The following is a 20,612-nucleotide window of genomic DNA, read 5'->3' on the forward strand; positions in this document are numbered from 1 at the left end:
GGTTAGGTCATCCACGTTACGGGTCAGGCCATGTCTTTTCATCGATGGCCGCTCCCGTCGATTGAGCGCGCCAGCCAGTGGAAGGTTGCCAATACGGAAAGGGTACGGGGGATGCGAATCCCTACAGCTTTAAGGGCTTCCACCGGCCCATAGGAAAATTCACACGTCCGCAAAATGACGATTCCGACACATCAACTCAGGTGCATCAATCGTCTGGCGATGATCAAGTGTGCGTGCTCGCCACCCGGCTCGCGCGCTTGCGGATCGACCTATTCTAATCTTAGCAGCGAGTGCCGCCCGTCCGACAACATTTAGCATGCCGCGCGTCAAGAAAGCGTCGGACCGCCCTCAGGGCAGATCGAAGGCTTACTCCTTGGTCTCACTTAATAGCATCCGTACCGCATGGAGGGTGAAAGCCGCGGACACGAAGCACCCGTATTCGTGCAACTCATCTCCCTTTGCCTCGTTTGCCTTGTCCACCACCACCTTGGCGCTGAAGGCATGGATCGATCGGGCGCAAATTTCGATAGCCCTGTGAAATCCGTACACTTCCATATCGATACCGGCCACTTTCCGGTGCTGAGATTTGACGGCCGATAACCTCTTTTCACTTGCTATGACAGCAGACCCGCTTGTGAAAGGCGCCAGCTTCGGCTTGGACAGTTTCGACGGACGAACGGTTCCGGAGAAAGACGCCTCAAATTGTGAGATCAACCCGGTTGTTTCCAGAAGCTTGCTCAAGGTTAGGCGCGTCCTCTGATCAATGCTGATCTGATAAGGCTCTGCTTCAAATGCATCCTTAATCCACTTGCCAGACTGATATTCCCAAACCACATCAGCCACTAAAAGCTGGCCGAGCTCGGCATTTTCTTGAATCCCTGCGCATACACCGCTCATCGCAACTACGGCGGGGCTATAAAGCTCAAGGGCTCGTGCGGTGGTCACCGCAGCGTTGATGATTCCCATCCGAGGCAAGAGAATGATTGCACCTGCTTGCCCATCGATTTCTGTTTCCCAAAGATCGAGCCCCTCCCGCTGCACGCTTTCCTCACTGAACCCTGGCACCTTGAGATAAGCGTCCCGCTCCTTCCCAAGGGCTGTGAATAGCAGGAACTGATATCGGCCTTTTTCTTTAGATTGCGCCAGAAAGATATCCAGGGCTTGAGACCAAGTTTTACGATCACTGTAATCGTAGATAATGCATCCCCGCGAGGCGAAAGCACTTTGAGAACGACGCGCCTCTTCTGGATAGGCGGTGATCGCCAATAAGGGCACTCGCTGCAGGCCCGAATAATCAAGCATCTTTAGAAGCTCTACGCCGGCATCTCGCGTCTCTCCGCCGGATACACCAGGCATTCTGATGTCTATGATACACAGATCGATAGGCTTCCTCGCTATTTCGACAAATTGAGCAATGTTGTCGATGCGCTTGATGCCGCTGTCTCTGACGCCCTTCTCCCGTAGACAATCTCTAATGACCGACCACTTTTTCTCATCGTCTTCAAAAACGACTATCGCCATTTTATTCTTTCCAGAAGTGCGTCAAATGCGGTCTCCCACTCAGGCGTCTTATACGAGTACAGCACAGCTCCGAGCACCTCCTGTTTGTACTTCGCCGATAAAACGCGCGCTGCTTGGTGCAACCTTACTCGGTTGCCGCCTACGATAATGTCAGGATACTGCGTGACGATGATGATCTTTGTGGAGGTTTTTGTACTGGCCAAAGCACGAAGGACTTCAATGCCACCGACGGCTTGGCCGCCGCCACCACTTCCATCATCGCCTTTGCTGGAAAACGTCGGCAGAGCCATATCAACGATTACGAGATCGTATGAGCCCTCCATCACCTGAAGAACTGCTTGCCGCACGCCGATCGCGCGTGTGAGCTTGGCGGGCGCGATGCCCTTATCCAATAACCGTCGCGTAAGGTCTTCTGCCTTGTGCTCTTCGTCTTCGATCAGCAGCACCTTCATTCCGTCGATCCGTTCGCCTTTGCCAACTCGACCGTCAGCAAAAATGAAACCGTACAGCGGTCGTCATCGATGTTGTAAGAGGCTGTTGCTACTCCTTCACTGCTTCTTGTGATGTATTTAAGCTTCTTAATGCCTGAGTACCCCTCGACGACCATCGCCTCTTCAGCATTATCCGAGCTAAAATTGTCTGCCAGTCGTTTTTCATGAACTGAACGTTCAGTAACGTCCCCGAAGACTGACGTTACCGACACTCGCAACTGCGACAACCTTTCGAGAGACCTTGTTTGATCCACACAGATTGTAATCGGAGCCTCCGAAGCTCCATATTTTAATGCGTTCCGAAGAAGAACAAACATGCAGTCGTACATTCTATGGACCGACAAACCATCGATAACGATTTCGGACGCGCCACCTCGCCAATTAATCGCTCGATCGTTGATCAAATTGCCACCGTGGGCTTCCTGGAAGATCAACTCTCCTAGCTGCCGCGTAGTTGCACTAACAAATCCGTCTTCTGGTTGTCGAAACCAACTCGCCAGTCGGGTAAAGCGCTCGTGAACTGCATCTCGCAGCTGTCCCCGATATTGACCCTGCAGATCGTCTGCGAAGTGACCAAGATGTTCCTCGATATCATCATAAGCACGCTTCACGAGATCGACCGACATTAGCTTGGCTGCAGTTTGCAGCTGAGGATTTATCTCTTGCCAGCAAAAGCGGATTAGAAGTTCGTTCATGAATTCAATGCTCGGGACTGCCGTCATGGCACTGCTTAGAGTAGCAAGGCCGAGAAAAGTATTCTCGTTGCCCTTTAGTGACGAGCTGAAGATACCGTGCGGCTTGCTATCATTGCGAAACTGCAAAAGATCGCGACGCAAATGTTCAATGAGCCTGTGATAACTGTCGATCCAGGCCCCGTAAGCAGCGACGAACCTATCGTCAAACTTGAGGATGCGGTACGATGACCGCTCAATAATATCTTCTACACCTCCCCGCATCATTCCCGTGAGGGTGTTGTGCCGAATGCGCCGTCCTAGGTATGATTCAATGCCAAATTGACGATTTGTGCAGAATTGTTCGTAAGCCACTTTCGCCACTTCCATTAGCACATAGTCGAACGCCTGCGATGCCGGGATGTTAATCGTTCCCGTCGTCACCACTTGGCCGTGCTCAATCTTCGCTGAACGAGCGGGCACACTGAGATTGTGCTCGATCATCTTGACGTACTGCTGAGCATAAGTGCTCGGGTTGGCAACGAGCCATTCCTGCATTGCGATGCCATCGACGTAGAGACGGCTGTCGTCGAAATACTTCCGCAACTTGGCGACTTGGCGCTGAGCTTCAATTGCGTCGGCTTCCACGAAGTATGCAATCGAATTGCGTTTTTTTCCGACTGCTCTCAGCAGGGCTTGTCTCGTGGTATCGGCTTCATCTGCCGATTTTACCAGCCAATAGAGCTTCTGGAGGGTTTGTCGATCAAGAATCTTGAGGAGATAGCTTGCGATCTGAGGTGTGCCATTCAAAAGCCATTCGATGAAGGCTTCCAAGCTCCCGCGGAACTGCGCGTTGACAGTTTGGCAAAGCGCAAAACGGAATTTGAAATCGACATCATCGTCCCTGCTTCGTGCCTTATGAAGTGCCAGGGCTAGGACCGTCACAAGTGGCTTCGATGCGTCGTCGGAAGACGCATAGAGCCGCTCGAGCTCAGCCTCGGTTAAAAGGAATTCCAATCCTATCGTATGCTCGCAAATGAAACGCATTTCATGCTGGGTAAATCCAGTCGTATTTCGGTTGTTCTGCAAGAATGTGATCAATTGCACGGTCCTCAGAAATGAACCGCAGCATTGAGCTTTGCTAAAGTCGTGGGGATTTCGAAAGCCTTGCAGCGCCTTGGTGAGATCGCGAACCGGTAAAGGTTCGCGCGCCACGAATGCTGCCTCGATTGTCGGCGGTGATAACGACAAAAAGCGGGGCGCAAGAATAGCGTCTACGTACGCACGGTAACGCGCACAATCAGTGAACTCCGTGAATGCGAATGATCGCTGGTAGTACACCATGTCGGCATCGGCGGCGGACACATCGTTGTACAATGCGCGCGCGTCGAATGGAGTCTCTGCGAGTGCCGTCAACGACTGTACGATGCTGGGATCGAGTAGATCGAGCAGAAGGGCACGGATGTCCTCCCACCGGTCGCCGAAATTAAGCGCCGAGACGACTCCAACAATTTCATCAATAAGGGACATCGAATGCGATTTACGCAGCAATCCCCCAAGATCGGCACGAGAAAGCGGTGCCGGGACAAGATCATGTAGAGCGAGAAGCTTTCGGTAGTCGTCGTCCACGAGCTTCTGTTTTTGATGAAGTTGAACGCGCGTGGAGACGCCGGGGAAATAGGCAAAATGCTCGTCTACCAACTCCATAGCTATGAAGTACGGTGCGGGATTTTTAGATTGACCGACCTTGTTCGCGATGCGCTGAAAAGGCTCTTGAAGAGTAGCATCGTCAGGAAAACGAGCCATCAAATAGGCCACTTTGCGCACGCCGTAACTAGAAGCGCCATACAGTTCAATGAACCCGGCCAATGCCTGCATGGCGTCAGATGCCGATGAGGTCGGTATCGCAGCAAACGCCCGAATGGCCTCGATGATCCGGCGCACGTCCTCTTTCCATCCATTCAGATGACCCGCGATGAACCCAACCTCGGAATCGATGGGGACTCTATCCAATGAGTGAATACGTAGAAGACTGGTGTAATCCCTTCCCAGGTTAGGGAAGGCGAAAGCCCCCAATTTTCCCAAAAGAAGTTCGGCGCTTAGCGCAAGATCACTCGGAGAAGCTGTCTTCCGCAGAGCATTCATTATAGACAGCGGGGGTTCTGTTAAGCGGTCGTCGGCGAGCGCTCCTCGGACCAAGTTGCGAGTCCGCTGGTCCCTAATCCTCGTCAGTTGCCGAAACGCCCCAACACGAGTTTTACGAAGGAATGTCGATTGTTTTCGGCCGAACGCGCGCGCTTTAGATTTCTTCACTAGCACAACCCAAAAGTTCTCGGAAAAAGTCGATAGGCCAAGCGGCGCTTTGAGCGTGAAATCGGACGTGGGTGGAAGGCTCTCTCGATCTCACCTCTCCGCGAGAATATGCATATTTTGACAAGCGATAGCTCTGCGCGGCGACTTCGGACGGCAAGATACCGTTTGTTTGCACTGCAAACAGAGGTTTCTTCTGCTTCCTTGATGATTCCTCGGAGTAGCATACCAAAGACGCTACATCCTTAGTTATAAAGTTGTAATCTTAGGCGCTGGCATTTGCCCAGAGTGCCCTTCGCGATCTAGGTTAACACGAGTCAGCCAGAACAGCCTGCAGTGTCAGCTCAGGCTCGGCAACACTCGACTTTTTTGTCTTCCGGCGCCTCGCTGCTCTGAGGTAACTCATTCTCCTGCTCAAAACTCAAGGAGACATTGTCATCAAAGACGTCGGTGAGACTGCCAGCCGCATTAATCCGTAGAGGATGAACGCGGTGGAGGAACGAATTCCGGCCGTTCAGCTTGAATCGGCCGTATGCGTAAGAGTCCACCAGTCGGCGTAAAAGCCCATTTCCCGGGCTTTATCCAACCCGCCCTGGCCACCCTGATGGGCCGGGTACCGCGCGGGGACAGGTGGATTCACGAAATCGAATACGACGGATACCGCGTTCAACTGCACATCGCCAACTCAGAAGCGACGGTCTTCACGCGCCGTGGTCACGATTGGACGCACCGTTTCCGCAAGGTTACGCATGACGCGTTTCAGATAAAAGCAGAGTCCGCGATCATTGACGGCGAAGTGGTTGCCCCTGCCGACGACGGCACGACAGACTTCTCTGTACTTCAGAACGAGCTAAAAGGCCGGTCCACCAAGATCGTGATGGTGGCTTTCGATCTTCTGTACCTCAACGGCCGCGATCTGCGGGCTGTGCCGCTCTTCCAGCGGAAAGAGCTGCTACGTCCGATCATCAGCGGCACAGCGATCCAGTTCAGCGAAAGCTTCGATATCGACGGCCAAGATATGTTCAAGCACGCCTGCAAAACCGGCCTGGAAGGTGTGGTTTCGAAGGTACGTGACGGCCGATACGAAAGCGGCCGTGGCAATGAATGGGTGAAGGTTACATGCGCCCAACGCGAAACGTTGGCAATTGCAGGCTATGCTTTGGACGGTACCAAATGGGATGGCATGTACATCGGTCGCCGCAAGGGCGATGACTTCTTGAACGCCGAGAAAGTCGATCACGGATTTTCCCCTGAAGATGCCAAAGAACTACGGCGAAGACTCAAACCGCTGGTACGCAAGACTCAGCCGTACACGAAGCGCATCGCGCATCGCGGCATTTGGGTTGAACCCGAGCTGCTTGCGGAAATCGAATACCGTGCAAAGAGCGCCGAAGGGAAGTTACGGCATCCGTTCTTCAAGGGGTTGAGGGAGGATTTGGGATGAACGAGGCGTTCGACCAATGGATACAGTGGGCAGAAAAGCCTCCGGGGGACCGGCGAACGATCCCGGCTGATCTTTACCACTCCGTGATGAGACTTCCACCTGAGGATCAGTTCGACCGTGAGAAGGTCAACGCTGCGGCCGAACAACGACAGGAGTCGGTGTGGATTTACGAGGATGGTCACAAGCATATCGGCGATGTGGATTGGATAAAGGTCTTTGCCACCGAAGAGGCCGCAAGGGCATGGCTTGCCAAAAACGATCCTGAAGGTGTCGCTTGGGCGTATCCGATTGAAACGGAGACTTAGCCATGGGAAGCATTTGGCTGTATGTCAGTGTCGAGAACGATTGCGTGAAGGTGTTTGCTTCGTGCGATTCTGCCGTCGAGTGGCTTCGCGATAACGATCCTGAAGGGGCGGCCGTCGAATATCCGATTGAGGAAGAGCACGCGCCGTCAATCGCGCCAAAACGATCAGATATTCAGACGTTGATATCTGCGTTCTTGGAAGCCCGTTCGATCTTGAGCGATTACTTGGAACCGAACATGCCGCGTAGCGCGGGCATCACGGTTGATAAATTGATGGATGCTTTGACTAACGACGACGTTTTGGCGGCTCTGTCGAGAATCGAAGGACGGCAGCGCTTTGGATTGGTCCAGGTCGAGTACACCGGCTGAACAGGACTTTAGGAACTTAGCCGGGACGGGATTAGTTCTCGGTTGTAAGCACGTCGGAGCCACCCATGCCGATAGAACAATTTAAAGGGACAAATCCGCTCCTTCTTCCTGAATTGTTTTTCGTTGGCCGCCTAGAAGGCTGGGCCGTGGTGGAAAGCTTGGTAGGTGGGTTGCTGAAGCGTGCGACGATTTCTGCCCATGGTGAATTCGAGTCAGACACGCAAACTGTTCTGTTCACAGAGGCTTACACGTTCGATGACGGGCAGCATTCGGACACGCTGCATTGGACGATACGAAAGGGGGACGGAGGCAGGTACACCGGATTGGAGAACCGGCTTGAAGGTGAAGCGATAGGCGAGCAAGCGGGTTGCGCGTTCCATTGGAGATACACACGCGACACACCGCAAGCGGCCGGTAAATCCTTCAAGCTGAACTTCGACGATTGGTTCTACGCAATTGATGAGCGCGCTTGCATCGTTCGGGGTAGCGCGGGGCGTGCGGGCATTCCGTTCGCTACCGCGCATGTAACGTATCGGAAGCTCTAAGGCTTCGGCATGAACTCGCGCATGAACTCGCTGGCGTTCTCAATTTGCCTTCGGAGATATTCCGATTGAAGCGCGACGACCTCTTGCAGATTCTGCGCCGCCGCGAGCTTACGCGCATATTCCAACGCAGTCGTTACGTTCTGTTGAGCGAAGCTGAGCGCGAGGTCGCCGGGCAGCTTAGCTTGTTGGAAGAAAAACGAGAATGCCTTCTCGGTTTGGTCAATAGTCTTTTGCACTAGCTCGCGCACGTCGCTAGGCACGTCCACAATTTGGTTCTTCATCGGCTACTGCCACCGGATTGGCGTGTACCGGAGTTTGCGCTCTTCAAGCTCGGTTTGGAGCTGTTCGGCGTAGGCGCGCACGTTTGGGCCGATGAACCGGTAATTCCCGCCAGCCGCATCATCCGCCGCAACTTGCGCCTCGATGCTTTGCCAGACGGCTAGCAAGCTTTGATCTGTTGAGCTTTTGAAGTTCATGATCACTCCCCTACGCTACATCACCGATCAATTAGTTTTATGCTATCGGCGCGGTCCATGTAACAGCGATCCAGCGGGTACGGCGTCCGCTAGGATCAGATCGGCCCAAATCTGAAGAAGCTCACGCCGCCTCTGTAGGTGCTTTGCTCGATTGTACGCAGCCGCGACTGCGTTTTCTGGCTTGTGCGCCAACACTAGTTCTATGACAGCGTGATCCCTAGGATAGGATTTGAACCTATAACCTTCAGATTATGAGCCTTTAGAGCTGCCGGCAGAGGTGTTGAGACTGATCAGGTTTTACTAGCTGGCATCTGTCTGATCGACCCGGCTTGCGCCCCAGAACCGAGGTACATTCAAGAAGCAGGCTATGCTGCGGACGAAGGGTAAGGGCTGCCTTCCTTGCAAATCCCGTAAAACGATCGTACTTTTTGCACGGCAGAAGCCGCTAAGTGCTGGCGCGCCCGGAACGATTCGAACGTCCGACCCTCAGATTCGTAGTCTGATGCTCTATCCAGCTGAGCTACGGGCGCGTTTTTCGCTGACAGTGCGGGCGTGGCCCGCAGGCAGCCCCCGGCGACGCCGGAGGGGTGCGAAAGAGCGCTCTGACTAACCGCTCTTGCCCCGATTGGCAAGGTCCGGATTGGGGAGATTTTGCCGGGAAATGACGGTTTCCGCGCTCGGCCGCCGGTCGACCTACGCCCGCGCCCGCTCGTTACGGACGGAGAGCAGTTCCACGGGACGGTCGGGAATGACGATGCGGAAGGTGGCGCCGATGGTGCCTTCGACCAGATGAATGTCGCCGCCATGGGCGCGGACCAACTCGGCGGCGATGGCAAGGCCAAGTCCGCTGCCGCCGGGGCGGCCGGAGGTCTGGAACGCCTCGAACAGGTGATCGCGGGTCCTCTGGGGCACGCCGGGGCCGGTGTCGGAGACCTCGAGGATGGCGACCGCGCCCTCGCGTTTTCCCGTGATCCGGATCTGCTGCGCGCCGCCCTCGGCCGACGCATGGCTTTCCAGCGCCTGGGCGGCGTTACGGACGAGGTTGAGCAGCACGCGGAAGAGCTGGTCGGGATCGGCGTCGACCGCGAGCCCGCGCTCGATCGCAGCGACCCAGGAGATCGACGCGTCGGAGGCAAGGCCGGCGGTCTCGCGCACCTCCAGCACCACCGGCTCGATCATGATCATGCGCCGGTCGGGCGCGGCTTCCTGGGCGCGGCCGTAAGACAAGGTCGACTGGCAGAAGGCGATGGCGCGCTCGAGCGAGCGCACGAGTTTTGGCGCAAAGCGCTGCACCCGCGGATCCGGCACGCTGGCGAGCTGGTCCGACAGGAGTTGCGCCGAGGCCAGCAGATTGCGCAGATCGTGATTGATCTTGGAGACGGCGAGGCCGAGGGCGGCAAGCCGGCTCTTCTGATGCAGCATCGACATCAGGTCGCGCTGCATGTCCGACAATTCGCGCTCGGCGACGCCGATCTCGTCGCTGCGCTGGCTCGGCACGATGATCCCCGCCGAACTCTCGGGATTTTCGTGGAAGCCGACCAGGCTCGCGGTCAGCCGGCGCATCGGGCGCACGAAGAGATAATGCATGGCGAGATAGACGAGGCCCGCGGTCAGCACCGCGATGATCAGAGCGACCACCACGACGTTGCGGGAGAACCGGTACATCGACTGCCGCAGCGGCAGCTCGTCGGTGACGATCTCCATGAACTGGGCGTTGCCAACGCCCGGCCCGACGATCCGGATGGCCTGGTTGCCGGTCTCCAGCATCATCCGGAACGAGCCGGTGATCGCCTCCCAGGCCGTCATGTCGCGCAGGTCGATGTCGTGCTCGATGGCGGCGGGCAGATTGTCGCTGGCGAGCAGACGGCGCTGCTGGCCCATCTTGATGGCGACGGCGCGGGCATTGATGCTCTTCAGTATCTCGCGCGAGAGCGAATCGGGGACCATGCCGAGCGGCGCCGCATCGAGCACCAGCGCTGCCGTGTTCGCCGCGGCGACGCGGTCGTTGAGTCGGTTGACCCAGAAGTTGGCGATGGCCGGCACGTAGAGCAGGATGGCCGCGATCATCACCAGGGGAACGGTGAGCAGCAGCAGCTTGCCGGACAGCCCAAGCCCGCGCGTCCCACGCGGCAGCGCCGCCGGCGGGTCCCGCTGATCCCCATCCTGGATCGGCTGGAGGTCTGTCGCTGCCACGAAATTCGCCCTCGCTGCCTTTGCCGGATTAAAGATGTCGCCGGGTGAAGGGATTTGGCGCGTATGAAGATGCGGCCCGCCCTCAGCGCGGTCAAATTACAGATCGTCAATCTGCCAAAGTCGGATGTAAGCGCAGATCTGGCGAGTCGCTACCTCAAGGGTTAAAAACCCCGCACAAACAGCGATATTCGCCGGAATTGAGCGCTTGTGCGGCGTTGACGAAAAGAAGGCGCTCGCTTATAAGCCGGCCAATTGTCCGCGATGACCCGGTGTGAGGCCGGGAGCGGCTCTCTTGGGGCCGAAAAAGGCCCGTTTTGGGCAGCATCTTCCGGACTTTACCATCAATTCTACAGGCAAATTGCCCGGTCAGCGGAGAAAAACCCGTGAAGCGGACTTATCAACCCAGCAAACTGGTGCGCAAGCGCCGTCACGGCTTCCGTGCCCGTCTCGCCACGGCCGGCGGCCGAAAGGTGCTCGCCGCCCGCCGCGCCCGCGGCCGCAAGCGTCTGAGCGCCTGAGCCGGACCCCCTTTTTGGGATTTCATCATGGATCGGCTGAGGCAGCGAGCGGATTTCCTCGCCGTTGCCAATGGCGCGCGGGTGAATAGTCCCGCGTTCGTCCTGCAAAGCCTTGACCGTCAAAGCCTTGACCGAGACGACAGCGGCCCGATCCGGATCGGCTTCACCGTCACCAAAAAGAACGGCAACGCCCCCGAGCGCAATCGCATCCGGCGCCGGCTTCGCGAACTGGTGAAGCGGCTCGATCCGGTGTCGATGCAGCCCCATCATGATTATGTGCTGGTCGGCCGAAGGGACGCGCTCTCGCGCGACTTCGCCACCATGCTCGACGATCTGCGCATGGCGTTCGCGAAGCCCGCGCGGCATACGCACAAGGGACGCGGCCCAAAACCTGGCCAAAAAACCGACGGCCCAAGAACCGACGGCTTAAAGCCCGGCCCCGCTCCTGCGACCAGCCGCAAACCGGATTGATGACGAGAGAATGATGACCGACAACCGCAATACCATCCTCGCCGTCATTCTGTCGGGCTTCGTGCTGATCGCCTGGCAATATTTCTACAACATGCCGGCGATGGAGAAGCAGCGCGCCCAGCAACAGGCGCAGGCCGAACTGCAGAAGACCACGCCGCAGCCGACGGCCCCCGGGACGCCGAGCGCCACGCCGCAGCCCGGCACCGCAGGCGCGCCCTCCGCTCCCCAGGCTGCCAATCAGCCGGGCCAGCCGACCGTCAGCCGCGAGGCGGCGATTGCGGCCTCTCCGCGCGTCAAGATCGATACGCCCCGCCTGACCGGCAGCATTGCCTTGAAGGGCGCGCGCATCGACGATCTTGCGCTGGTGCAGTATCGCGAAACGGTCGACCCGAAGTCGCCGCCGATCGTTCTCTATTCGCCGTCGGGCACCGCAGAACCCTATTATGCAGAATTTGGCTGGGTGGCCGGGACAGGTGGCACAAAGGTGCCAGACCGGACCACCGATTGGCAGCAGGAGGGCACCAACAGCCTGACGCCGTCCACGCCGGTCATGCTGAAATACGACAATGGCGAAGGCCTCACCTTCCGCCGCACCGTCGCGATCGACGACCACTACCTCTTCAGCATCAAGGACGAGGTGACCAATGTCGGCAACGCGCCGGTCAAACTCTTTCCCTTCGCACTGATCTCGCGCCACGGCACGCCGCAGGTCTCGGGCTACTACATCCTGCATGAAGGCCTGATCGGTTACCTGGGCGAGCAGGGCTTGCAGGAGAAGGCCTATAAGGCTGTCGGCGAAGCACCCGCGATCGGCAATGGCGGACACGGGTTCGAATTCAACAACGTCACCAATGCCTGGCTCGGTATTACCGACAAATATTGGGCGTCTGCGCTGCTTCCCGACACGTCGGCAACGCTCAAGGCCCGTTTCGTCGCCGAACCCGGCACCCAGATCCGATACCAGACCGACTATCTGCAGAGCGAGCAGACGGTCCCGATCGGCGGCACGACGACGACGAACACGCGGCTGTTCGCGGGCGCCAAGGAAGCCGGCGTGGTCGGCATCAACTTCCCGCTCGCCGGCCATGGCGGCTACAACAAGGAGCTCGGCCTCAACCATTTCGACCTGCTGATCGACTGGGGCTGGTTCTACTTCATCACCAAGCCGATGTTCCTGGGCCTCGACTTCTTCTACCGCTTCTTCGGCAATTTCGGCATCTCGATCCTGCTCGTGACCGTGATCGTGAAGCTGTTGTTCTTCCCGCTGGCGAACAAATCGTACGCCTCGATGGCGAAGATGAAGTCGGTCCAGCCGCAGCTTCAGGCGCTGAAGGAGCGCTACCCCGACGACAAGGTGAAGCAGCAGCAGGAGATGATGGAGATCTACCGCAAGGAGAAGATCAACCCGGTCGCCGGTTGTCTCCCCGTGGTGATCCAGATCCCGGTGTTCTTCTCGCTCTACAAGGTACTGTTCGTCACCATCGAGATGCGGCACGCGCCGTTCTTCGGCTGGATCAAGGACCTCTCGGCGCCGGACCCGACCAATCTGTTCAACCTGTTCGGGCTGATCCCGTTCGATCCGACCACCATTCCTGTGTTCGGCCACTACCTCGCGCTCGGCATCTGGCCGATCATCATGGGCATCACGATGTGGTTCCAGATGAAGCTGAATCCGACGCCGCCGGATCCGACGCAGCAGATGATCTTCAACTGGATGCCGCTGATCTTCACCTTCATGCTGGCGGGCTTCCCGGCGGGCCTCGTGATCTACTGGGCCTGGAACAACACGCTCTCGGTGCTCCAGCAGAGCTACATCATGCGCCGTAACGGGGTGAAGGTGGAGTTGTTCGACAACATTCGAAACTCCTTCAAAAAAAAACTGACGACTGAGGCGACGTAGCCGTCATTGCGAGGAGCGAAGCGACGAAGCAATCCAGAGTCCCTCCGCGGATGCATTTCTGGATTGCTTCGCTTCGCTCGCAATGACGCGGACAGACAGAAAGCTTTCGCATGAATGACGACAAGGATGCGAAGCTGATCGAGGTCGGGCGAAAGCTGTTCACGCGCGACTGGCAGTTCATCTGGGCTTCGCCCTCAACTGAAACGCTGCCGCCGATGGCGGGGCTGGAGATCGCCTTTGCCGGCCGCTCCAATGTCGGCAAGTCCAGCCTGATCAACGCGCTGACCGGCCGCAACGCGCTCGCGCGCACCTCCCATACGCCGGGTCGCACCCAGGAGCTGATCTTCTTCGAGGTCCCCGGCAAAACCGAGCTGCGCCTCGTCGACATGCCCGGCTATGGCTATGCCAAGGCGCCGAAGAGCCAGGTCGCGTCCTGGACCGAGCTGATCCACAAATTCCTGCTCGGACGCGCCAGCCTCGCGCGCGTCTACGTGCTGGTCGACGCGCGGCACGGCCTCAAGGACGTCGATCTCGAAGTCCTGAAGACGCTCGATCGCTCCGCGGTCAGCTACCAGCTCGTGCTGACCAAGGCCGACCAGATCAAGGCCACCGAGCTTCAATCGCGCATCGTCGAGACCGAGGCCGCGCTCGCCAAACGTCCGGCCGCGTTCCCCAACGTGCTCGCGACCTCGTCACGGAGCGCGACTGGGATGGCCGAGCTGCGCGCCGCGATCGCAAAGTTGCTGGAAGAGCGGACCTCGTGATGGCGGCATTCCGCCTGCTGATCGCGCTTGCCGGTCTGATGGGCGCTGCCGGCGTCGCACTGGCCGCTGCCTCCGCGCATGGCGGCGATACGAGCCGGCTCGCAGCCGCAAGCACCATGCTGCTGTTTCATGCAACTGCCATACTCGCGGCCGTCGCCCTGCTCGGACGCGGCCTTCTGCACGACGGAATTGGCATCATCGCCGCGTCCGGCTTCGCAGCCGGCGCCGCGCTGTTCGCGGGCGACCTCACCTTGCGGCAATATGCCGGCCATTCGCTGTTTCCCTATGCGGCGCCGACGGGTGGATCGGTGATGATTCTGAGCTGGCTGGCGGTGACGCTCGCTGCGGTGGTGGTGAAGAAATAAGTCTCGTGCCCCGGACGCCGCGCAGCGCTTCAGCGGTGCGCTGCTGAGCCGGGGCCCATGCCGCTTCTGGATCCCGGCTCAGCGGCGCGGCACTGCGCGCCGCACCGCGTCCGGGACACGAGAGCGGCATGCCAGCCACACTTTGCGCCCCGCCCGCCAATCGGATAGAACGCGGCCCGAGTATCCCGCCAGCGAGATCCGCCTCATGACCGAAATCTCTCCGCTCGACCAGGCCCGCATCCTGTCCGAAGCGCTGCCGCACATGCAGCAGTATGACGAGGAAACCATCGTCATCAAGTATGGCGGCCATGCCATGGGCGACGAGGAGACCGCGAAGAATTTTGCCCGCGACATCGTGCTGCTCGAGCAGACCGCGATCAATCCCGTGGTGGTGCATGGCGGCGGGCCGCAGATCGCGACCATGCTCAAGCGCCTCGGCATCGTCTCGGAATTCGCCGCCGGCCTGCGCATCACCGACGCCGCGACCATCGAGATCGTCGAGATGGTGCTTGCCGGCTCCGTCAACAAGCAGATCGTCGGCTACATCAACGAGGCCGGCGGCAAGGCCGTGGGCCTGTCCGGCAAGGACGCCAACATGGTGAAGGCGTCCAAGACGACGCGCACCATCATGGATCCGGACTCGCACATCGAGAAGGCGGTCGATCTCGGCTTCGTCGGCGATCCCGAGAAAGTCGATCTCACGCTGCTCAACCAGCTGATCGGCTATGAGCTGATTCCGGTGCTCGCGCCGCTCGCGACCTCGAAAGAGGGCCAGACGCTGAACGTCAACGCCGACACTTTCGCGGGTGCCGTGGCCGGCGCGCTGAAGGCAAAGCGGCTGCTGCTGCTCACCGACGTGCCGGGCGTGCTCGACAAGTCCAAGAAGCTGATCCCGCAGCTCTCGGTCAAGGACGCGCGGAAGCTGATCGCCGACGGCACCATTTCCGGCGGCATGATCCCGAAGGTCGAGACCTGCATCTACGCGCTCGAACAGGGCGTGGAGGGCGTCGTCATCATCGACGGCAAGATGCAGCATGCGGTGCTGCTCGAGCTCTTCACCAACACGGGCACGGGAACGCTGATCCACAAGTGAGAGATGAGGCGCCACGCATGAAAGCCGTCATGGCCGGGCAACAGCGCGAAGCGCGTCTTCGCGAAGATGTCCCGGCCATCCACGACCTTTCTTCTGGTGGCAAAGACGTGGATGCCCGGGACAAGCCCGGGCGTGACGAGCGGAGAGCTCGGCGGCACGGTCGTTCCGCCTTCACACGCTTCCTGATGACCCTCCCTGCCGCGGCCATCTCGTTCGTGTTCTCCTCCGCACCGGCTTTCGCCGACCTCAAGATCTGCAATCGGATGTCCTATGTCGTCGAGGCCGCGATCGGCATCGACGACAAGGCGGCGACCGCGACGCGTGGCTGGTTCAGGATCGACCCCGCCACCTGCCGCGTAGTGGTGCAGGGCACGCTCTCCGCCGACCGCATCCTGCTCAACGCCCGCGCGCTCGGCGTTTACGGCGCATCCCCGATCCCGCAGAACGGCAGCGACACGCTGTGCGTCGCGCAGGACAATTTCGTCATCGCGGCCGCGCGGCAGTGCCGCAGCGGCCAGACCCAGGCCGCCTTCACCCAGATTACCCCGACGCAAGGCGCGGACGGCAATTTCGTCGCCTATCTCGCGGAGGATTCCGAATATGACGACGAGCAGGCCCGCCTCGCCGGCATCCAACGGCTTTTGGTGATCGCAGGCTACGACGCCGCGCCGATCGACGGCGTCGACGGGCCGAAGACGCAAGGCGCGCTGGCCGCTTTCCTGAAGAGCCGCGGATTGTCGTCCGACATCCTGTCGTCGCCGAACTTCTTCAAGACCATGGTCGATGCCGTGCAGACGCCGTCTGCGACCGGCCTCACCTGGTGCAACGACACCACGCACAAGGTGATGGCGGCGGTCGCCACCGACGACGGCAAGTCGGTGACGAGCCGCGGCTGGTATCGCATCGACCCCAAGACCTGCCTGCACCCTGACGTGAGCGGCCAGCCGAAGCAGATCTTCAGCTTCGCGGAAGCCATCGACGCCGACAATCGAATCGTCAAGCTGAAGGACAAGCCACTGAACTGGGGCGGCGACAGGCAGCTTTGCACGCGCGAGACCAAGTTCGAGACCAACGAGCAGACCGACTGCGGCGCGCGCGGTTTCGCGGCGACGGGCTTCGGCGCGGTGGACATGTCGAGCGGCGGCAAGACGCTGCGGTTTGCGATGCCGTGATGGTGGAGCTGTGATCGTTCCGGTGCCACGCACTCCGCTGTCGTCCTGGCGAAAGCCAGGACCCATTACCCCAGGATTGGGTTTGGCGAAGAACGACGACCAGAGTGCCCCAATGATCGGTCACGGAGTATGGGTCCTGGCTTTCGCCAGGACGACGATTGAGGGTGGGGCGCCGCCGCTGCGGTCAACGGATAGAGAGTGAAAATGAAATCACCCCGCGCCTTTGCTCATGTCGACACCTGGGTGTTCGACCTCGACAACACGCTCTATCCGCACCACGTCAATCTGTGGCAGCAGGTCGATGCTCGCATCACCGAGTTCGTTTGCAACTGGCTGAATCTGACGCCGGTGGAAGCGCGCAAGATCCAGAAGGATTATTACCAGCGCTTCGGCACCACCATGCGCGGCATGATGACCCTGCATGGCGTCCGCGCCGACGACTATCTCGCCTACGTCCACAAGATCGACCACTCGCCACTGGAGCCTAACCCTGCGCTGGGCGAGGCCATCGCAAAACTGCCGGGACGAAAGCTGATCCTGACCAACGGCTCGGTCGATCATGTCGATGCGGTGCTCGCGCGGCTCGGCCTTGCCACGCATTTCGACGGCGTGTTCGACATCATCGCCGCCGAATTCGAGCCGAAGCCGGCGCCGCAGACCTACCGCAAGTTTCTCGCCGACCACGTGGTCGATCCGACCCGCGCCGCGATGTTCGAAGATCTCGCCCGCAACCTCACCGTCCCGCACGAGCTCGGCATGACCACCGTATTGGTGGTGCCGGATGGGACGAAAGAGGTCGTGCGCGAGGACTGGGAGCTGGCGGGCCGTGATGCGGCCCATGTCGACCATGTCACGGATGATCTGTCGGGGTTTTTGGAGAGGCTGTCCCATTGAATCGTAGCCCGGATGGAGCGCGAGCGAAATCCGGGGGTTTGTTGCGGTGAGACCGCCCCGGAATGCGCTTCGCTCCTTCCGGGCTACGGTCTTCGCGGGTGATGACCCCGAACCAAGCTTGACTCCGTCCCCCCAAATCCCGAAAAAGCGCTCCAATCCGTCAAAATTCCCGCCTGTCTCTGAGGAAATCCCGATGTCCCTGTCCGCCCTCGAATCCACCATCAACGGCGCCTTCGAGGCGCGCGACGGCGTCTCGACCTCGACCAGGGGCGAGGTCCGCGAGGCCGTGGATCACGCGCTGGAGATTCTGGACAAGGGTGAGGCCCGCGTTGCCGAGCGCGACGCCGACGGCAAGTGGAAGGTCAATCAATGGCTGAAGAAGGCGGTGCTGCTCTCGTTCCGCCTCAACGACATGGGCGCCATTCCCGGCGGCCCCGGCAAGGCGACCTGGTGGGACAAGGTGCCCTCGAAGTTCGACGGCTGGGGCGAGAACCGCTTTCGCGACGCCGGTTTCCGCGCCGTCCCCGGCTCCATCGTGCGCCGCTCCGCCTTCATCGCCCGCAACGTCGTGCTGATGCCGTCCTTCGTCAATCTCGGCGCCTATGTCGATGAATCCACCATGATCGACACCTGGTCGACGGTCGGCTCCTGCGCGCAGATCGGCAAGCGCGTGCACATCTCCGGCGGCGTCGGCATCGGCGGCGTGCTCGAGCCGCTGCAGGCCGAGCCCGTGATCATCGAGGACGATTGCTTCATCGGCGCGCGCTCCGAGGTCGCCGAAGGCGTGATCGTGCGCAAGGGCGCGGTGCTGTCGATGGGCGTGTTCCTGGGTGCCTCGACCAAGATCGTCGATCGCGACACCGGCGAGATCTTCATCGGCGAAGTGCCGGAATATTCGGTCGTCGTTCCCGGCGCGCTGCCCGGCAAGCCCATGAAGAATGGCCAGATTGGCCCGAGCACCGCCTGCGCCGTCATCGTCAAGCGCGTCGACGAGCGCACGCGCTCCAAGACGAGCATCAACGAGCTGCTGCGGGATTGATCCGTCGATCGTCGCCCCGGCCTAGTGCGCAATGCGCACGGGGGCCGGGACGACACCAAGGGTCCATCGAACCCGCCCTCCCCCCATCGCGACCAACATTCGGGCGACCTCTCCCGCCCGGAGCCTTTGGCATGGACTGGACCTGGTATCTGTTCCGCTTCGACGGCCGCATCAACCGCGCGCTGCTGTGGCAGGCTCTGCTCATCGTCATGGTGCTGGCGGCGCTGCTCGGGATGATCGACCAGGCCATCAAGGTGCTGAACGGGGCCGCAACTTTCGCCTTCAACTTCAATTTCGACTTCGATTTCGGTGTCGACGACATCTTCAACGCGGTCGATCCCAGGGCCTATCGTCAGCTGGCTACGACCGATCGCGCGACCCTCGTCCTCAAAGTGTTCGGCAATTTGCTATTCCTGTGGATCTATCTCGCGACCGCGACCAAGCGGCTGCACGATCGCGACCGGAGCGGCTGGTGGCTGGTTCCGTTCTTCGTCGTGCCCGCGTTGTTCGACCAGTTCTCGGACCTGCTGCCCACCGAATCAAACTGGGTTCTTGCCCTCGCCTGGGCCGTGCACATTCCGTGGTTTTGGGGCCTCGTGGAAATGTTCATTGTGCCCGGCACCTCCGGCGACAACCGGTTCGGCCCCGATCCACTGGCCGACGTTGAAGATGGCTCCGCGCCCGCCTCCCCTGCGGCAAAAAGCTGGGACCAGCAGAGCGAGATCGAATTTGTCCCGCCCAGTGCTAGCCCACCCGGCGGCATGCATGTTAAGCGGGGCGCATGACCGATGCTCTCTCGATTGCCCGCGATCTCATCCGCTGCCCCTCGGTAACTCCGGCCGATGCCGGTGCGCTGGGTGTGCTCGAACATGTCCTCAACGCGGCAGGCTTCACATGCCACCGCGTCACCTTCAGCGAGCCCGGCACCGCCGACGTCGACAATCTCTATGCGCGGATCGGCACTGACGGGCCGCACATCACCTTCGCCGGCCACACCGACGTGGTGCCGCCGGGCGACGAAAGCGCCTGGAGCGTCGGCGCGTTCTCCGGCGAGGTGAAGGACGGCTTTCTGCACGGCCGCGGCGCGGTCGACATGAAAGGCGGCATCGCCTGCTCGGTTGCCGCGGTGCTGGAGCATCTCGCCGCGAACGACGGCAAGCCGCGCGCGGACGGACAGGGCTCGATCTCGTTCCTGATCACCGGCGACGAGGAAGACGTCTCCATCAACGGCACCATCAAGCTGCTGAAGTGGGCGGCGGAGCGCGGCGAGAAATTCGACCATTGCGTGCTCGGCGAGCCCTCCAATGTCGAGACCCTCGGCGACACCATCAAGGTCGGCCGCCGCGGCTCGCAATCCGGCACGCTGTACGTCGACGGCGTGCAGGGCCACGTCGCCTATCCGCACCGCGCCGCCAATCCGGTGCCTGATATCTCGCGGCTGATCGTGGCCATCTCGGACGAGCCGCTCGACCATGGCAGCGCGCAATTCCAGGCTTCCAATCTCGAATTCACCTCGGTCGACGTCGGCAACACCGCCAACAACGTCATCCCGGGACAGGCCCGCGCAAAGTTCAACATCCGCTACAACGACAACCACACCCAGGCGAGCCTGCGCGAGCTGGTCGAGACGCGGCTGACAAAAGCCTGCGGCAACCGCATCCGCGCCCGCATCGTCTGGGAGCCCTCGAACTCGAACGTGTTCGTGACCAAGCCCGGCCCGTTCACCGAACTCGCGGTGTCCGCGATCGAGGAGGTGACGGGCCGCAAGCCGGAGCTGTCGACCTCAGGCGGCACCTCGGATGCGCGCTTCATCTCGAGCTATTGCCCGGTGATCGAATTCGGCCTGGTCGGCCAGACCATGCACCAGGTCGACGAACGCGTACCGGTGGGGGATCTGGATCAGCTGACGAAGGTGTATCGCGGGATCTTGGCGAGGTATTTTGGGTAGGCTCTTCTGCCCGCCCAAACTCCGCTGTCATCGCCCGACTTGATCGGGCGATCCAGTATTCCAGAGACGGCAGCGACTGAGCCGAGAGGCCGCGGCGTACTGGATGCCCCGGTCAAGCCGGGGC

Annotated in this window: 21 protein-coding genes and 1 tRNA gene; 15 read left to right on the forward strand and 7 right to left on the reverse strand. The window is 59.9% G+C overall.

The features are described from left to right. Window positions 1–366: 366 nt before the first annotated feature. The 3 genes from ABIB66_RS05105 to ABIB66_RS05115 are packed head-to-tail and all read right to left on the reverse strand — an operon-like array spanning window position 367 to window position 4,627. Window positions 367–1,521 (reverse strand): phosphorylase family protein, encoded by a 1,155-nt coding sequence (locus ABIB66_RS05105; protein WP_354254343.1) that lies wholly within the window; start codon window positions 1,519–1,521, stop codon window positions 367–369. After that, window positions 1,512–1,973: a response regulator gene (locus tag ABIB66_RS05110; RefSeq protein WP_354254345.1), complete on the reverse strand. Its 462-nt coding sequence runs from the start codon at window positions 1,971–1,973 to the stop codon at window positions 1,512–1,514. Before ABIB66_RS05110 ends, ABIB66_RS05105 begins: the two co-directional genes overlap by 10 nt. Then, entirely contained in the window at window positions 1,970–4,627 is a 2,658-nt protein-coding gene (locus ABIB66_RS05115) for a hypothetical protein (RefSeq protein WP_354254347.1), read from the reverse strand. Before ABIB66_RS05115 ends, ABIB66_RS05110 begins: the two co-directional genes overlap by 4 nt. An 898-nt stretch (window positions 4,628–5,525) precedes the next feature. Here ABIB66_RS05115 and ligD point away from each other — a divergent pair. From ligD to ABIB66_RS05135, 4 genes are all read left to right on the forward strand, one after another. Next, on the forward strand, window positions 5,526–6,437 hold the full coding sequence (gene ligD / locus ABIB66_RS05120; RefSeq protein ID WP_354254349.1) for a non-homologous end-joining DNA ligase: 912 nt from the start codon (window positions 5,526–5,528) through the stop codon (window positions 6,435–6,437). Continuing rightward, on the forward strand, window positions 6,434–6,742 hold the full coding sequence (locus ABIB66_RS05125; RefSeq protein WP_354254351.1) for a hypothetical protein: 309 nt from the start codon (window positions 6,434–6,436) through the stop codon (window positions 6,740–6,742). The genes ligD and ABIB66_RS05125 overlap by 4 nt, the downstream gene beginning before the upstream one ends. Before the next feature lie 2 nt (window positions 6,743–6,744). Continuing rightward, entirely contained in the window at window positions 6,745–7,110 is a 366-nt protein-coding gene (locus ABIB66_RS05130) for a hypothetical protein (protein WP_354254353.1), read from the forward strand. Between the two features lie 65 nt (window positions 7,111–7,175). Next, complete coding sequence (locus tag ABIB66_RS05135; protein ID WP_354254355.1) at window positions 7,176–7,655, forward strand: DUF3833 family protein; 480 nt, start codon at window positions 7,176–7,178, stop codon at window positions 7,653–7,655. Here ABIB66_RS05135 and ABIB66_RS05140 read toward each other — a convergent pair. The 4 genes from ABIB66_RS05140 to ABIB66_RS05155 all read right to left on the reverse strand — a co-directional run bounded on the left by ABIB66_RS05140 (window position 7,652) and on the right by ABIB66_RS05155 (window position 10,324). After that, the gene (locus tag ABIB66_RS05140; RefSeq protein ID WP_354206291.1) at window positions 7,652–7,936 is read right to left on the reverse strand and encodes a phasin family protein; all 285 of its coding nucleotides are present in this window, start codon (window positions 7,934–7,936) and stop codon (window positions 7,652–7,654) included. The two genes, ABIB66_RS05135 and ABIB66_RS05140, sit on opposite strands and share 4 nt — an antisense overlap. Window positions 7,937–7,939: 3 nt before the next feature. Then, the gene (locus ABIB66_RS05145) at window positions 7,940–8,131 is read right to left on the reverse strand and encodes a hypothetical protein (protein WP_354254357.1); all 192 of its coding nucleotides are present in this window, start codon (window positions 8,129–8,131) and stop codon (window positions 7,940–7,942) included. A gap of 453 nt (window positions 8,132–8,584) precedes the next feature. Further along, window positions 8,585–8,661, reverse strand: a tRNA-Arg gene (locus ABIB66_RS05150). A 163-nt stretch (window positions 8,662–8,824) separates the two neighbouring features. Next, complete coding sequence (locus ABIB66_RS05155) at window positions 8,825–10,324, reverse strand: ATP-binding protein (protein WP_354206287.1); 1,500 nt, start codon at window positions 10,322–10,324, stop codon at window positions 8,825–8,827. Window positions 10,325–10,707: 383 nt separating this feature from the next. On the opposite strand from ABIB66_RS05155, the gene rpmH reads away from it, so the two are divergent. The 11 genes from rpmH to dapE all read left to right on the forward strand — a co-directional run bounded on the left by rpmH (window position 10,708) and on the right by dapE (window position 20,488). Beyond that, entirely contained in the window at window positions 10,708–10,842 is a 135-nt protein-coding gene (gene rpmH, locus ABIB66_RS05160) for a 50S ribosomal protein L34 (RefSeq protein WP_008542748.1), read from the forward strand. Between the two features lie 27 nt (window positions 10,843–10,869). Next, the gene (gene rnpA / locus ABIB66_RS05165) at window positions 10,870–11,313 is read left to right on the forward strand and encodes a ribonuclease P protein component (protein WP_354206285.1); all 444 of its coding nucleotides are present in this window, start codon (window positions 10,870–10,872) and stop codon (window positions 11,311–11,313) included. Between the two features lie 13 nt (window positions 11,314–11,326). Further along, window positions 11,327–13,213 carry a membrane protein insertase YidC gene (gene yidC / locus ABIB66_RS05170; protein ID WP_354206283.1) on the forward strand — a complete coding sequence of 629 codons (1,887 nt, stop codon included), beginning with the start codon at window positions 11,327–11,329 and terminating at the stop codon, window positions 13,211–13,213. A 110-nt stretch (window positions 13,214–13,323) separates the two neighbouring features. Further along, window positions 13,324–13,977, forward strand: coding sequence for a ribosome biogenesis GTP-binding protein YihA/YsxC (yihA, locus tag ABIB66_RS05175; RefSeq protein WP_275172865.1), 654 nt, complete (start codon window positions 13,324–13,326; stop codon window positions 13,975–13,977). Beyond that, window positions 13,977–14,342 (forward strand): DUF423 domain-containing protein, encoded by a 366-nt coding sequence (locus tag ABIB66_RS05180; RefSeq protein WP_354206281.1) that lies wholly within the window; start codon window positions 13,977–13,979, stop codon window positions 14,340–14,342. The genes yihA and ABIB66_RS05180 overlap by 1 nt, the downstream gene beginning before the upstream one ends. Before the next feature lie 205 nt (window positions 14,343–14,547). Further along, a complete protein-coding gene (argB, locus tag ABIB66_RS05185) occupies window positions 14,548–15,435 on the forward strand; it encodes an acetylglutamate kinase (protein ID WP_007597683.1) in 888 nt (295 codons plus the stop codon). A gap of 185 nt (window positions 15,436–15,620) precedes the next feature. After that, window positions 15,621–16,607 carry a DUF1036 domain-containing protein gene (locus ABIB66_RS05190; protein WP_063996732.1) on the forward strand — a complete coding sequence of 329 codons (987 nt, stop codon included), beginning with the start codon at window positions 15,621–15,623 and terminating at the stop codon, window positions 16,605–16,607. 204 nt (window positions 16,608–16,811) lie between these two features. Beyond that, complete coding sequence (locus ABIB66_RS05195) at window positions 16,812–17,501, forward strand: pyrimidine 5'-nucleotidase (RefSeq protein ID WP_354206278.1); 690 nt, start codon at window positions 16,812–16,814, stop codon at window positions 17,499–17,501. Window positions 17,502–17,694: 193 nt separating this feature from the next. Next, a complete protein-coding gene (gene dapD, locus ABIB66_RS05200) occupies window positions 17,695–18,540 on the forward strand; it encodes a 2,3,4,5-tetrahydropyridine-2,6-dicarboxylate N-succinyltransferase (protein ID WP_354206276.1) in 846 nt (281 codons plus the stop codon). Between the two features lie 131 nt (window positions 18,541–18,671). Next, window positions 18,672–19,325, forward strand: a complete 654-nt coding sequence (locus ABIB66_RS05205) for a DUF805 domain-containing protein (RefSeq protein ID WP_354206274.1) — start codon at window positions 18,672–18,674, stop codon at window positions 19,323–19,325. Further along, window positions 19,322–20,488 carry a succinyl-diaminopimelate desuccinylase gene (dapE, locus tag ABIB66_RS05210; protein WP_354206272.1) on the forward strand — a complete coding sequence of 389 codons (1,167 nt, stop codon included), beginning with the start codon at window positions 19,322–19,324 and terminating at the stop codon, window positions 20,486–20,488. The genes ABIB66_RS05205 and dapE overlap by 4 nt, the downstream gene beginning before the upstream one ends. Window positions 20,489–20,612 lie beyond the last annotated feature (124 nt).

It is taken from the genome of Bradyrhizobium sp. F1.13.3 (assembly GCF_040548265.1).
Lineage (GTDB): Bacteria > Pseudomonadota > Alphaproteobacteria > Rhizobiales > Xanthobacteraceae > Bradyrhizobium.